The organism is Paenibacillus sp. AK002, assembly GCF_053903045.1.
The window spans coordinates 2,362,026-2,376,999 of sequence record NZ_CP096377.1 but is presented as its reverse complement, the minus strand read 5'-3'; the positions used below and the strand labels follow the sequence as shown (position 1 = coordinate 2,376,999).

Below are 14,974 nucleotides of genomic sequence, written 5' to 3'. Positions count from 1 at the left end.
GGTGTAGCATCCATTTTCATGATCATCGTCTCTCTTGACATTATCACTAGTGTCATACTTTAGGATGGGTATCATCCCAAACCCAGAAAGGGGTTATACCGATGAATACAAATCCAAAGAGATTTTCTAATGTTAATCATCATGACGATGCGCAGTCGGACGGCTCTATTCTTGCTCCGGTAACCGTGATCGGATTAGGCGCCATGGGCTCCAAACTGGCCCGCACCTTCGTGAGCAACGGATATGTCACCACCGTCTGGAACCGCACGCCTGAAAAAGCCGCCGAACTTGTAGGCTTGGGTGCCTCCGGCACTACGGACATCGCGGATGCCATCGCCGCCAGTCCCCTCTTGATTGTGTGCGTACTAGATTATGATGCCGCCCGCCATATTCTTGAACCCATGAGGGAGAAGCTTTCCGGCAAGGTTGTCGTAAATCTGACAACCGGCACTCCCGAAGAGGCCCGCGCGATGGGGACCTGGATGAGGACCCAAGGCGCCGAATATCTGGATGGCGGCATCATGGCCGTTCCTTCCCTGATCGCCACGCCTCATGCCGTAATACTCTACAGCGGTTCACAAACAGCTTACGAAACATATAAACAAGCTTTGGAAGGCTTAGGTACTAGTCACTATTTAGGGACCGATCCAGCTCTCGCTCCGCTGAATGACCTCGCACTGCTAAGCGGCATGTACGGCATGTTCGGCGGTTTCATCCATGCCGTGGCGCTTGCAGGCACCGAAGGAGCGAAGGCTTCAGACTTCACGACCTCGCTGCTGATGCCTTTTCTGCAGGCCATGATGTCCACTCTGCCTGAGATGGCGAAGCAGATCGACACCGGCGATTATACCGCCAAGGATGCGAGCCTGGCGATGCAAGCAGCTCACGACACCATCGGGGAGGTCAGCAGGGCACAGGGCGTCAGCGCCGAAACATTCGCGCCGATTTTCGAACTGATGAAACGACGGGTAGAGGAAGGTTATGGCGGGGACGACTTCGCCAGCGTGATTGAGCTGATCCGTAAGCGTCGATCGTCTTAACAGGAAGAAGAGAGCTATTATCGGCATCGGCAGGAACTGGCGACGACGTACGACCTGACCTGCATCGAACTTTGGTAACTCTGCGAAGCGATTCTTATCCTCCATACAAATGAAGCATGGATCATCCGGCGAGGACCGATCCATGCTTCTTTTTTTATATCCATGAACCTTGCTTATTTAATCAATTCCCTGATTTCCTGAAAGTTATCGGCAAATCCGATAAATACGTTGTCGCCGATAACGATCGTAGGCACGATCTGTTTTCCAGTCAGACGTCTCACTTCTTCCGGATATTCCGGATTCTGCGTGCAATCAAATTCCGTGTACGGAACCTGCTGCTCCTTGAAGTAACGCTTGGCATGATGGCAATCGCTGCAAGTGGGTATGGTGTAGATTTTCAATGGCTCTGTCATGTCGATCACTCCTTAAACGACAATTATTTTATCTCAATAACAAAAGGCACGGTTACCACTTCACCTTGATGCTGAAATTGTCCCCAGATTTTGTAGATGCCGCTATGCGGAAAGGTAGTCGCAAACTCCGCTTTAGGACCAGTGCTCGATTCGTCAAGAGGATGCACATGGATGTACTTCTCGGCGTCTGCGGACAAAATGACAACATGACCGACCGCGCCTAGGTAAGGCTCCAGATTGCTGATTCCCTGCTTCGTCTGCGCATCCTGAATATGATAGGTGAGCACGGTCTCTTCATTCGATAAGGCATTGCTCAGGCTCAGTTCGATTTCCTTGCCGTTGACTTGTTTGATCAGGCTGGAGTCAGGCTCAATGGCCGAAGTTTCTCCTTCTTCTCCCTCCACCTGAACCCATTCGCTGAGCGTGCTCCCTCCAGCGCCCTTCGGCACGAAATCCGCAATCAATTTATATTCGCCGCCGGCGGGAAACGTGGTGTTCACGGTAAACTCGCCGTTCTCCTTGTAATCGGGATGGATATGGTTGAAAAATGACAAATCGCGATTCACGATGATCAAATGCAGCAGCTTCTCATGATTGACTTCAAATTCCTGGACGGGTCCACCGTTGTTGTCCGTGATCTGAATCGTTAACTCTGTTTCGGTGCCTGCGCTTGCCGGTTCATTCCATGTAAATTCAGCCTGGTAGTTGTTCGAGGCCGTCTCATGCCCGCCTCCGTGCCCACTGTGCCCGTTCTCTTCCGGATTTACGGCTTCCTGATTATGGTTCCCGCCGTGGCCGCCTGTATCCGGGGCCTGCTTCGCATTATCGCATGATGTCATTAATCCAATTGCAAGTATGCTCGTTAAGGTTAGCACAGTACCCTTCTTATTCAACATGCGCTATCACTCCATTCACTTGGATATGTTGTAAGATGACTTATCATCCGTTTCTGAAATTAGTATACCCCCCTATCCTATAATTAATCAACTTTTTTCTAAAATAGCACCTGATCCATTCGCGTTCTCCACGCAAATAACACCATGCCGCCCGCATGGTGTTATCCTCCTACTCTTCACTATCGCCCAAACTAAAGGATCTATTCCTTATGGCTATCGGTGCGTACAGCCGATGATTTCATAAATCTTCTCCATATCCACATGATTCCGCACGATGTCCGCCACACGGTCGTATTCTGCGAGTTTGCGTTCTTCCGCTTGGAACGTTTCCCAAATGGCATCCAGTCCCTTATTTATCCGAATGCCGTTCAGCCAGGACCTGCGAAAGGCATCGTTGTCAAACAAGCCGTGCAGATAACAACCCCAGATGCGTCCATCGGCGGTGGCTAAACCTTCAGGATATGCTTGAATATCTTCTCCGGCTTCCAAAGAATCCCCCGAATCTGCTTCAATCGAAAACAACGTTCGGTGTTCTGATCCGCCAGGCTCCGTGCTCCTTTCGGTGACGCCCATATGGATTTCGTAGGCCCCTATTGCCGAAATAGCCTTCGTATCCGATAAAACGAGCTTCAGAGGATGTTCCTGTGACAAATCCCCTCTTACGCGAACGGTCTTTTTTTGCTTTGAAAAAGCTGTCCGCATCGGCAGCAGTCCAAGTCCCGCCGCTTCCCGTGCGCTGCCTTCCACCGCATGCGGATCCGATAACCGCTCGCCCAGCATTTGATATCCTCCGCAGATGCCAACCAGCTGCACATCCCGCGTCTGCGTCAACCTTAAAATCGCCTCCGCCAGGCCCCGATCCCGGATGAATCCCAAATCGCTGATCGTATCCTTCGTACCGGGCAAAATGATGACGTCCGGCGTGCCGAGCTCATCCACCGATTGGACGAAGCGAACGACGACATCCTGCTCCCAGCGAAGCGCATCAAAATCCGTAAAATTCGAAATGCGCGGATACCGGATAACGACAATATCAAGGTCGCGTTTTTCCTGTCTCTGATATTGAAGCTCATCCAGCACTACGGAATCCTCGGCCTCGATCCGCATGTCCTGAATGTAAGGAAGGACGCCAAGCACCGGTATGCCTGTCCGTTCTTCAAGCCAGTCCAGTCCCGGCTTCAACAGCGCCAAATCCCCGCGGAATTTGTTGATGATAAACCCTCTGACCCTGGCCGCCTCATGGGGCTCCAGGAGTTCGAGCGTTCCTACAATCGAGGCGAACACGCCCCCGCGGTCGATATCCGCAACCAGAATGACCGGAGAATCCGCCCATCCAGCCAAATTCATGTTCACGATATCCCGATCCTTGAGATTGATCTCTGCCGGACTTCCCGCGCCTTCCATGACCACGATATCGTATTTCTCCCGGAGCCGGTCCAGCGCATCCAAGACGATCCCCTTGGCCTTCGGCAGAAACTGCGTCCTGTAATCCATCGCGCTCATCTGCATTTCGGGCACGCCGTGGATCACGATTTGGGAATGCATATCTTTAATCGGCTTGATCAGGATCGGATTCATGTCCGTTGTTGCGGCTATGCCGCAGGCTTCGGCCTGCACGCCCTGCGCTCTGCCGATCTCCTTGCCATCAAGCGTCACGTAGGAGTTAAGCGCCATATTTTGCGACTTGTATGGAGCCGTGCGATAACCATCCTGCAGAAAAATACGGCACAGCGCGGTCGTTACGATGCTCTTGCCTACATCCGAAGCCGTGCCCTGCAGCATGAGCACCGCTCCTTGTCCTTTCCCGATTATCGTGGGTGTTTCCCTTATGTATTCCGTTTCCGTTTCATTCATCTTCTTCACCCTTTTCCCTTACTTAAGCCGTTTACTCACATCATTATAGCAAACCGTTGATGAAGGAGTTCTTCCTGCGTGAAATCAAATAAATCTCCTTGAAACTTTATCAGCCTGAAAATGTTAGCTGTATACTGAATAGTTGCATAACAAACAAGCCGATCCGGAAGGATCGGCTTGTTTGTTATGCCTGTAAAATCAGACGCGGCCTAGGTATGCTCGCTAAGGGATAATATTATCATCACGAGGGATATATTCATCCAGCAATATACTTTTTTAGTTAAATTTGTATTATCTTGGATAAGTGACTAGAGTTGGTTAAGGGAGGAACTTATTGAATGGTAATGCATTTCTCCAAGATTAGCAACATCTATATTCATGTCAAATGGTTCACGGACAATTTTGAATGGGTCCCTCTGCCCTTTCCCCGTATCGTTACGCTGACGTTCCTGTTTTGGTTAGCGTTTACATTGCTGATCTTGTTGCTCACATGCGCAATACACGATCCCTTGGGAAAGATGCGGCCCCTCGTGCGAATCCACGGATGGCTGCACAGGCTTAGGCCCCACACCGAGGTGATTCTGCGTATTGGGCTGGCGATCGGGCTGGTGCTGCAGCTTCTGAGCGGCTCCTACCTCGCCCCCGAATTCCGAACCAATTCCATGTGGATCATCCTCGGCCTATCCGCAGCCGCAGCGTGCCTTCTCTATAAACGCACCTTGCCGGTAAGCGGCGCCATCCTATTCCTGCTCTATATTCAGGCGTCCTTATCCTACGGTCTTTTTCATTCCATCGATTATTTGCTCTATCTCGGCATTGTTTATTATCTGTTTGTGTGCGGCACTCCCATCAAAAGAACGGCAGCCCCGGTCTTGTATATATGCACAGGCATGTCCCTCGCTTGGCTTGCCATGGAAAAGCTGACCATTCCCGAGCTCGCTTGCACGGTTATGGGCAGCTATGGACTTCCTACCTTCGGTTTTACCATTGAGCATTTTGTCATGATTAGCGCTTTTGTTGAAATCGGACTGGCATGGGCGTTCATCGTAGGTATCATGAACCGGTTCACGGCACTGCTGGTATCCGGCATTTTTATTATGACAAGCCTTGTATTCGGTTACAAAGAAGTCATCGGCCATATGATCATTCACACGGTGCTGATCCTGTTCCTGATCGAAGGCACGGGGGAAGTGCGTACCCCTTTTCAGTTCCATCGCTCGCCGGTTAAACGCGGATTGTTTGTGGGCGTTAACTTCTGCCTGTTTCTGTTCAGTTTGATGGCGCTCTATATTTGGATGGGCAAGATGTTATGACAAACTCTGAATCCGTTGGCCGATGGATTTGCCCAGCTCAACCACCGTTTTGGTCTCGCTTGACCTGACGACTGCATCCAGCACCTCTTGATTCCGGTATCCGTCCATGAACCCGGGCACTCCGTCGGCAGGCGCTCCCCGCAATATCGCGGCAAAATCGGCATACTGCTTGACTTTGCAATGCTGCGGCACTTCCATTGCCGTTCTGGCGAGCTGCCCGGGCTCTTCTTCGCGAATCCACACCACCCGCTCCGGATCCAATGTGCTCGCGTGGACCGTGCCGTGGTCGCCATAAATGGACACTTCATGCTGATTGCCTGAACCGAATGCATTGCGTGACGTCTGGAATACGCCCATAATATCACCCTCCATCCGGGCCTGAAAGCTGGCAAAATCATCGACCTCGATCTTGGCCATGGCTCCCGTCACCGGGTCCCGGCGTTCCGGGATGATGGTATGTAGCTGGGCCGTAATTTCTTCGAACTCCCCAAACAGAAAACGGGCCATATCGATCATATGCGAACCGAGATCTCCCAGCGTTCCCGTCCCCGTGATGGCTTTGTTGTATCTCCACATGTAGGGAACCTGCTGGTTCGGCACGCCAAACCCCTGCAAATACTGAATGGAGAAATGACGGATCGTACCCAGCTTGCCCGTACGGATAAGTTCCCTGGCATAACGAAAAGCGGGCGTATATCGGTACGTAAATCCGATCATGGCGGGAACGGGCTGTTTCTCATACAACTCCAGCAAGGAGATGGCTTCTTCGAAGACTCGCGTGAATGGTTTTTCTGCCAAAAAAGGCTTGCCCGCTTGCAAGCATGCGCTGATGATATCAGCGTGCACGTTGTTGGGCGTGACCGAAATGACGGCATCGACGTCAGGATCATCAATTAAATCCTTGAAATCCGTATAGCGTTTCCCGTCCTCGATCCCCAGCTGATCGCCTACTCTGGCCACCGCTTCCCCGTTGACGTCGCTCACGGCCACAAACTGATAGACATTCTCTGCATTCATCCAGCGGATGTGCTCCTGCGCCATCCCGCCCAAACCGATTAAGCCGATTCGAAATTTATTCATCGTTAGAACACTCCTCATATTAGGTCTCTCATTAGGATTGTGCGACAGGAGCGATGGGCGCCACCCGCCCGTAAGCCGTTTTAGCTCCTTCAACTGGAGCGGCCCAGAACACGCCATTGGTAATCACCTGCAGAATTTCGGGCTGGTGGTAGACCGGAAACATTTCGTGGCCCGGACGGAAATAAAACAGCTTCCCTCTGCCGCGCCTGTAACAACACCCGCTTCGGAACACTTCCCCGCCTTCAAACCAGGAGACGAACACAAGCTCATCCGGCGCCGGAATTTCGAACCGCTCTCCATACATTTCTTCCCGCGGAATCTCGATATATTCACCCAGCCCCTGCGCAATAGGATGGCTCGGTTCAACGACCCATAAACGCTCGATCTCGCCGTCGTCGCGCCATTTCAGCATCCCGGTGTTCGTGCCAAGGAGCCTGGAGAAGATTTTGGAGCCGTGACCAGAATGCAGCACGATCAATCCCATGCCGTCCAGTACCCGCTGCCGAACCTTCTCGACAATGTCGTCGCGGACCTCATCATGTGCCAGATGGCCCCACCACAGCAGTACATCCGTGTTCGCCAATCGCTCATCGGTCAATCCGTGATCCGGCTCATCCAGTACGGCGGTGGCTGCTTCCAAACCTTCCACCTGTTCGAGATGATCCGCTATCGCACGATGAATCCCATTCGGATATATGCCGGCTACCTGATCATTATGTCTCTCATGCCGGTATTCATTCCATACCGTGACTTTGATGTTCCCCATGATTGCTCCCTCCTGAGTTCCCTAGTAGTCGATTCAATAAAAGCTTAATCATCACTTCGAGTGCGGATCATACTTACGATCCCTGTTGCCCCCCGATTTTTTTGCGCTTTGTTATATGGTAAAAATCCGGGGACAAAGGGGACCGCTTCGCTTCTCCAATATGATTCCGCCTTCTCCGTTGAAGTCTGATACATGAATACTGATCATAATCCTTTTTCATCCCATGTCGAAATCACGCTGCCCCGCAGCATTTCGATCTGCGGGGCAGCTCATGACGATTGCTATCAATCCTTATTTGACGCTGATATACCGCTGATAGGCTTCCTTGCGGATCTGTACCAGCCGCTCCAGCCCCATATCGTTCAGCTTCTTGACGTATGCGTCCCATTCCGCATCGATATTGCCTTCGGATATCCATTTTGCGCGGGTCGTGCCGACAAAGCCATCGATATCCGTAGTCAGCGTAGGCAGCTCCTGGAATTCTTCTGCGCTGTACATGACGTTCGGGAACGGCGTCGTCACGTAATCACTGCCCAGCTTGTCGATGACCAGCTTCAAGCCGTCGCCCGTGGTCTCATCCAATATGATGTTTTTCTCGAAGCTCGGGCTTACGTACTTGGGACCGAAATCCCTTACGGATTGCTCCCAGTACCAGGCATCGGCACTCGTTCCCTCCGGCGGACTCATGAGCGTAAACGTTCCGTCGTCGTTCTTCTGAATCACCGTGCCGATGGCTCCCCAGAAATTCTGGATGCTCGCTTCATTGGTGTAGAACTGATCCGCCCAGCGGGCCGAAATTTCCGGATGCTTGTTCGACGTGGTGATGAGAAACTCGTTTCTGCGCAGGCTCATGCCCTCAGGCTCGCCGCCCTGGTACCGTTTACCGTCAGGACCGGCAATGGATGGAATCGCGATGTATTGATCCTTCCATTTTCCGAATACCGCGTCCGGTACCCATTGGTTGGAGAAACCGATCAACGCCGCATCCGGGTTCTGATGTTTTGCCGTGGACATGGTGCTGTCCTGCGTGAAGATTTCTTGGTCTATGAGGCCTTCGGCGTACAGCTTATGGGCCCACTTGATCGCTTCTTTGTAGTTCTCCGTCACCGGGTAGAATACGGGCTCGTTATCGATGACCATCATGCTGTTTCCGTTGATGTCGGTGATGCCGAAGGGATTCAGCAGGTCGATGCTGATGTTCCCCGATCCGCTGACCGGAATTTCGTCGGCCTTGCCGTTGCCGTTCGGATCCCCTTCTTTGAACGCTTTGAATACGTTATACAATTCGTCCGTGTTGTCCGGAACGTCCAGTCCGAGCTGATCCAGCCAGGCTTTGTTAATGATCGGCTGGATCGACGCCTTCGGCCTTGACGGCAGCCGCGCCGGCAAGGAATAGATTTTCCCATCCGGGAAGGTGCTCATCTTTTTCATCTCGGGCGTTTCTTCCAGCGCCGCCTTCAGGTTCGGCATGTATTGATCGATGTAGTCGTCGAGCGGACGGAAATACGACAGGTTGTTGACGATGTCGGAATCGCTGAATACGATATCCCCAAAAATGATATCCGGCAGCGTACCGCTCGCCAGCATGATCGATTTTTGCTCGCCCCAATCATTGGAGGACATGATCTGCCAATTGATTTTGACGTTGGTCTCCTTCTCCAAATCCTTGAGCCACTGGTTCTGGAGGAACGTATCCCCCATGTTGCCCCAGCGAACGGTCAGCACGTCCAGCGTAATCGGTTCATTCACGATCGGCAGGCCTTCTTGGTTAAAAGCGGCCTCGGCATCCGACTTGGCGTCCTCCTTCTTGCCGCCGCTGCAGCCCGCCAGGTTCAACAGCAGGATTGCGGTCAACATGATGACGGCAGCCAGCTTGAGGCGATGTCTCCTCTTTGCATTGTTTGTTCCCATTCCACCATTCCCCCAATACTTATTTTTCATCAATTCATCGCGGTGTTACGACTTGACGGCTCCGATCATCACCCCCTGATTGAAATACTTTTGCACAAACGGGTAGATGCACATGATCGGCACCGTGGCGACGATAATGACCGCATAGCGCATAATATTGGCCAGACGCAGCGCAATGGCCGCGGCTTCCCCGGTACCCATCGCGGACTGCATCTGGTTGGTGACCAGAATATTGCGCAGTATGAGCTGCAGCGGGTACAGGTTCGTATCTTTTAAATAGATCAGGGCGTTGAAATAAGAATTCCAATGACCCACGGCCGTCCATAAGGCGATGACCGAGATGACCGCTTTCGAAAGCGGAATCACGATGGTCACGAAATATCGGAGATTTCCGCAGCCATCCAGCTGTGCCGCCTCCCATAAATCCTCCGGGATGCTGCTCTGGAAAAAGGTCCGCGCCACGATGATGTTGAAGGCGGCAACCGAGAACGGCAGCACCATGACAAGAAACGTATCGTACAGCTGGAAATCGCGGATCGTCATGAAGGTCGGAATCAAACCGCCGTTAAAGAACATCGTAAATATAAAGAGCAGCGATATATACTTGCGGCCCACGAGGTCTTTGCGGGACAGCGCGTAAGCTGCGGATATGTTAACCACCAGGCCGATGGCTGTACCCACGATCGTATACACAATCGTATTTCGGTACCCAATCCATATATTAGAGTGCTTCAGCAATTCTTGATAGCCTGCCAGCGTAAAATCATTAGGCCACAGCCATACCTGTCCATTCGCGACCGCTGCCGGCTCGCTGAACGAAGCGATGATGATGAAGTACAGCGGGTAAATCAGCACGATCAGCATCAAGACGGCGAATACATACAGGCCGATTTCCAGCACCCTGTCGGAAGATCGGGTGTTCCTCTGCTGCGGCCCCGTCTTCTCTCTTACTTCCACTACGCCCATAGAACCCTTCCTCTCTTGCGTTACCACAAACTGTTTTCGCTGTATTTTTTCGAAATCTGGTTGACCAGAATCAGCAGAACAAAATTGATGACCGTATTAAACAAATTGATGGCCGACGAGAAGCTGTATTGGCTGCTCAGCATCCCGATTTTGTACACATACGTGGAGATGACCTCGCTGGAGGTTATATTGAGACTGTTTTGCATGAGATAAACCTTCTCGAAGCCGACGCCAAGCAAGCTCCCGATCCGCAAAATGAGCAGCGTTACGACCGTTGGCATCAGCATCGGGATGTCGATGAACCGGATTTTTTGCCATCTGCTTGCCCCGTCCATGGTGGCCGCCTCGTACAGGCTGGGGCTCACCGCAGACAACGCCGCGATATAGATAATGCTGTCCCAGCCCGTATGCTGCCACACGTCCGACCATACGTACACGCTGCTGAACAAGCCGGCCGATCCCATCAGATTCGGCGCTTGTGCACCGAAGAGCCGGAAGATATTCCCGATCAATCCCGAGCCCGGCGAGAACAGAATCAGCATGAGTCCCACCATCACGACCGTCGATATAAAATGCGGCATGTAGGTTACGGTCTGGAAGAAGCGCTTGAACCAATTCTGGCGCATTTGATTGACCATCAAGGCCAGCATGATCGGAATCGGGAACGTCGCAACGCTGTATAAGCTGATGACCAGCGTATTCGTTATGGTGGTCGAGAATTGATAGGAGTTAAAAAACTTCTCGAAATACTTCAGACCGGCCCAGGGGCTGTCCATAATCCCGAGAGCGGGACTGTAGTCCTTGAATGCGATCAAAATGCCGTACATCGGCACGTAAGAAAACAACAAAACCAGCACTACCGCAGGCAGCAGCAGCAAATACAGGCCCCAATTTTTTCTGATCCGCCCGAGGGTTGGGTGTGTGGTTCTATTCAGTTGGCCTGCTTTCAAATCGATTCCCCTTTCTGTTCGCGTCGTCATGAATCCGGTATGTCACGTAAGCAATTTCAGTATACTGCGTTCCGGCGTCATGATTTGGACCTCATGGTGCGCTATCCGGACCTTTGCCATATCCTTTTGCCCGCCGTCCCCGAATCGCCGATTCGATCATGCTAGTATTCGGACTTTACGATGTGTTATCCGGACTTTATGGAAAATGCCCGAGCGTTCGCTCCTGTTTTTTTCGACGTTTCCATTTATAATATCCTTACTGATATAAAAACGCTTTCATAATATAGGCGAACTGAAAGGAATCAGGAAATCCCTATGGTTAAAGCATTGAATAACAAGCCTTATCCCATCCGTCACTATGTGAAAATCATGCTCTTCATCTCGATCTTTGCCCTCGTGGTGGATTTGGTGATCAGCTTCGCCTCCATCTTCATCGTGAAGCAGCAATCCACCCGCTATTTGCAGGATACGGCGAATCTGTACATCCGGCAGATCAATCATGACTTCTCGTATATCAACCACTATATGGGCTGGACGCTCGCGAATGACGAAAGCGTCAAGAACATGGATACCCCCGGCACCGATTACGTGAATTATATTAAGTCGAGCGAAAGAGTGCATAAACAGTTTAATGAGCTTCAAAAAAACTATGGCCAGGAATACAACTTCTTCTTCTATTTAAAGGAACAGGATTTCTTCCAGAACTATGCCCCCATGTCCCTTTCGTATACGGAGTTCCTGGAGCTGAAGGAACAGATCGTCTCCCTCACGGATTCCAAAAACGTATACGAAACGTTCTACTCGAACTGGAACCCGATCCTTGTGCAGGACACGCATTACGTCATTAACATCGTACCCTATCACAACCGGTACTTGATCTGCCTCATCTCCGCAGACGACCTGGTCCGGCCGCTCCAGGAATTGGATTTGGGCGAGGACGGGTTCGTCTCTCTGGTGGATGCCCAAGGAGCAGCCCTTACGAGTCCAGGTGCCGGCGAGGCCGGGGCCAAGCCGCTCGAAGGCGCCAAGGCTTCCTTGTTCAGCCTGTCACAGCCGCGGACTACGGTCACGGAGGGATTCTCGAATGCCTCCTTCAACGTGCAGCTGGTCATCCAGTTCGGCGTGTTCGAGACCATCATGATCGCCCAGCTGCTCATTATGCTGCTGTTCGTACTGCTTACTTGCACGCTCAGCGTGGTCATGCTGTATTTCAAGAAGAAGGTGTTAAAGCCCATTCAGAATTTCTCGGAAAACGTAAGGCGCATCCACGAGGATAGCGAAAATCTGGATTTCATGAGCAGCGAGATCATCGAGCTCGAGCAGGTCAATTCTCAATTCAAACACCTGATCGAACAGATCAAGAAGTTTAAAATCGATATTTATGAGCAGGAGCTCGAAAAACAAAGAATCCAGCTCGATTATATGAAGCTGCAGATCAACCCCCATTTTTTCCTGAACTGCTTGACGAACATCTACAGCATGGCGCAAATGCAAATGTTTAAGGAAATCGAATATATGTCGCTGTCCACGTCCAAATATTTTCGTTACATTTTTCAGAGCGGCGATAACCTCGTGCGGCTTGAGGACGAAATCGAGCACGTCCGGATTTATCTGGAGATTCAGAAGCACCGCTACCGCGATGCCTTTTCTTATCACATCGGGTATGAACAAGAGCTTGCCGGCCTCACGATTCCCCCCCTGGTGCTCCAGACCTTTATTGAAAACGCGGTGAAATACGCCGTATCCAGAGATCAGGTGCTGCAAATTCGCCTGACCGTCAGCTTGCAAGTGGAGGACGATAAGCCTTATGCGGTCATCCGGATCTCCGATACCGGTCCCGGCTTTCCGCAAGACGTATTGGATAAGCTGGCAAACGGCAGGCCGCTGGATCAAAGCGAAGGGAAACACATCGGGATCATGAACACCCTTCAGCGGCTGGAGCTGCTCTACCATCATCGGGCGCAGGTGGAATTTTCAAACCCGGAAGGCGGCGGTGCCAGCGTCGCACTAACGCTGCCCCAGCCACTGCAGGAAAGGAGAGGAGACATTCGATGAATGTATTGCTGGTTGATGACGATTATTTTGTCGTGGCCGCGCTGGAGAAGAAGATTGATTGGAAGGCACTCTCGATCGAACAAGTCCATACCGCTTACAGCGTGGCGCAGGCGAGGGAGATTCTGCAGGGTCATTCCGTTCAGATCCTCATTTGCGACATCGAAATGCCGCAGGGCAGCGGACTGGAGCTTCTCGCCTGGATACGCGAGGAACAATACGGCATACAGACGATCTTCCTGACTAATTACGCCGATTTCAACTATGCGCAGAAAGCGATTGAGCTGCAAAGCTTCGACTATTTCCTGAAGCCGATTGAATTCGACAAGCTCAGCCTCATCATCTCCAAGGCCGTGTACAAAGCTAAGGAACAGCAAAGCGATCAGGAGGCGATACAGGACGGGCAGCTGTGGAAGAAAAACCAAAGAAAGCTGCAAGAGCACTTCTGGAGTAAGCTGATCAAGGAAAAAAAAGCTTCGTCGGACCGGGCCGCCATCGCCGGGTATATCGCGGAGCAGAATCTGTCCTATGCGATGTCGGATCTGTTTCTCCCCCTGCTGATCACGATCTTTCCGTATGATCAAAGCTTGGGCAAAGAAGACAAGGATCTGTTTGACTATGCGTTTCTCAACGTGCTGTCGGAATTGTTCCAGGACCCGCTCTTCACGGTTGAAGCCGCTATGGAATATAAGGATTACAATTGGATGGTCATGCTGAAATGGAATTATCCTCCTGATACCGCAGTCATTGAATCCATCTGCACGTCCTTCATCGAGAAAGCCAACCGGTTCCTTCGGAGCGATGCGTGCTGCAACGTATCGGTTTCGGCGGCTTTGGAGGGGATCAACAAATCCATACGGGACCTGCTGCAAATGAACGAGGACATGATCAAGAAGCGCAACCAGATCATGTTTCTGGAACGGCATTCGCTGCAAGAAGCCGCGTATACCCCTCCCCCGCTTCAAGACTGGGAGGCGCTGCTTGCCGAAAACAACCCGGCCGCCTTTCTCGAAGAAACTCGCCGGTACCTGCAGAATTTGGCCAAGAGCGGCGTCCACAGCGCTTCGGTGCTGCGTTTATTCCGCTTGGATATGGTGCAGCTCGTGTACTCCTACCTGAAGGGCAAAGAGATTCAGGCTCATAAGCTATATACCGGCAAAACCAATGATCAGTTATTTCTGCAGTCGTTAAACTCGATTGAAGACATGGAAAAATACATGGCGTATCTCGTCCGCACGGCAGCCGAATATCATGCTTACGCCGGCCATTCCCATACCGTCGTAGAGGAAATCAAGCATTATATCGGGTGCCATTACGGGGAGGAGCTGACGCGAACGACCCTGGCGGAAATCGTCTTTCTGAACCCGGATTATTTGGCCCGCGTCTTTAAGAAAGAAACGGGCGTATCTTTAGGCACTTATATCATTCAGGCCCGCATCCGGGCGGCCAAACATCTGTTGGAGTCGACTCCGTTGTCCGTGTATCAGATTGCGGCGAAGGTCGGATACGCCAATTATTCCTACTTCTCGAAGCTGTTCAAGCAGGATACGGGCTGGGCGCCCAGCGACTATAGGCGGGTGCTGCAAGGCGGAGGCAGCGGGAAGGTGGATCACGCCAAATGACCGCAGCATGCACTGGCAATCCATGAAGAATGGGCGAATCAACGACGTCAACATAAAAAGTACCGCAGCCTCAAGCATAATCGCTTGGCGGCCGCGGTACTTTCTTTACCA

Annotated in this window: 12 protein-coding genes; 4 read left to right on the top strand and 8 right to left on the bottom strand. The window is 51.7% G+C overall.

Going from position 1 to position 14,974, the window contains the following annotated elements; translation table 11 throughout:
* The first annotated feature begins 101 nt into the window (after positions 1-101).
* Positions 102-1,040, top strand: a complete 939-nt coding sequence (locus M1D70_RS10400) for an NAD(P)-dependent oxidoreductase (protein WP_456289818.1) — start codon at positions 102-104, stop codon at positions 1,038-1,040.
* Positions 1,041-1,213: 173 nt separating this feature from the next.
* On the opposite strand, the gene M1D70_RS10395 is transcribed toward M1D70_RS10400, so the two are convergent.
* The 3 genes from M1D70_RS10395 to M1D70_RS10385 form a co-directional block, all read right to left on the bottom strand.
* Positions 1,214-1,453 carry a glutaredoxin family protein gene (locus tag M1D70_RS10395; protein WP_009592566.1) on the bottom strand — a complete coding sequence of 80 codons (240 nt, stop codon included), beginning with the start codon at positions 1,451-1,453 and terminating at the stop codon, positions 1,214-1,216.
* A 23-nt stretch (positions 1,454-1,476) separates the two neighbouring features.
* Positions 1,477-2,349 (bottom strand): hypothetical protein, encoded by an 873-nt coding sequence (locus tag M1D70_RS10390; protein WP_009592641.1) that lies wholly within the window; start codon positions 2,347-2,349, stop codon positions 1,477-1,479.
* Between the two features lie 213 nt (positions 2,350-2,562).
* The gene (locus tag M1D70_RS10385; RefSeq protein WP_456290413.1) at positions 2,563-4,131 is read right to left on the bottom strand and encodes a cobyric acid synthase; all 1,569 of its coding nucleotides are present in this window, start codon (positions 4,129-4,131) and stop codon (positions 2,563-2,565) included.
* Positions 4,132-4,541: 410 nt separating this feature from the next.
* On the opposite strand from M1D70_RS10385, the gene M1D70_RS10380 reads away from it, so the two are divergent.
* Positions 4,542-5,516 carry a hypothetical protein gene (locus M1D70_RS10380; protein WP_456289817.1) on the top strand — a complete coding sequence of 325 codons (975 nt, stop codon included), beginning with the start codon at positions 4,542-4,544 and terminating at the stop codon, positions 5,514-5,516.
* Here M1D70_RS10380 and M1D70_RS10375 read toward each other — a convergent pair.
* From M1D70_RS10375 to M1D70_RS10355, 5 genes are all read right to left on the bottom strand, one after another.
* A complete protein-coding gene (locus M1D70_RS10375) occupies positions 5,511-6,596 on the bottom strand; it encodes a Gfo/Idh/MocA family protein (protein ID WP_456289816.1) in 1,086 nt (361 codons plus the stop codon). The genes M1D70_RS10380 and M1D70_RS10375 overlap by 6 nt on opposite strands.
* Positions 6,597-6,627: 31 nt before the next feature.
* Positions 6,628-7,362, bottom strand: a complete 735-nt coding sequence (locus M1D70_RS10370) for a ThuA domain-containing protein (RefSeq protein ID WP_009592639.1) — start codon at positions 7,360-7,362, stop codon at positions 6,628-6,630.
* 291 nt (positions 7,363-7,653) lie between these two features.
* Complete coding sequence (locus M1D70_RS10365; protein WP_009592633.1) at positions 7,654-9,273, bottom strand: extracellular solute-binding protein; 1,620 nt, start codon at positions 9,271-9,273, stop codon at positions 7,654-7,656.
* Positions 9,274-9,318: 45 nt separating this feature from the next.
* Complete coding sequence (locus tag M1D70_RS10360; RefSeq protein WP_009592568.1) at positions 9,319-10,239, bottom strand: carbohydrate ABC transporter permease; 921 nt, start codon at positions 10,237-10,239, stop codon at positions 9,319-9,321.
* A gap of 20 nt (positions 10,240-10,259) precedes the next feature.
* The gene (locus M1D70_RS10355; protein WP_009592560.1) at positions 10,260-11,189 is read right to left on the bottom strand and encodes an ABC transporter permease; all 930 of its coding nucleotides are present in this window, start codon (positions 11,187-11,189) and stop codon (positions 10,260-10,262) included.
* 315 nt (positions 11,190-11,504) lie between these two features.
* Between M1D70_RS10355 and M1D70_RS10350 the strand changes: the two genes are divergently transcribed.
* Both M1D70_RS10350 and M1D70_RS10345 read left to right on the top strand, forming a co-directional pair.
* On the top strand, positions 11,505-13,244 hold the full coding sequence (locus tag M1D70_RS10350) for a sensor histidine kinase (protein WP_009592577.1): 1,740 nt from the start codon (positions 11,505-11,507) through the stop codon (positions 13,242-13,244).
* Positions 13,241-14,863 carry a response regulator gene (locus tag M1D70_RS10345; RefSeq protein ID WP_456289815.1) on the top strand — a complete coding sequence of 541 codons (1,623 nt, stop codon included), beginning with the start codon at positions 13,241-13,243 and terminating at the stop codon, positions 14,861-14,863. Before M1D70_RS10350 ends, M1D70_RS10345 begins: the two co-directional genes overlap by 4 nt.
* The last annotated feature ends 111 nt before the right edge of the window (positions 14,864-14,974 follow it).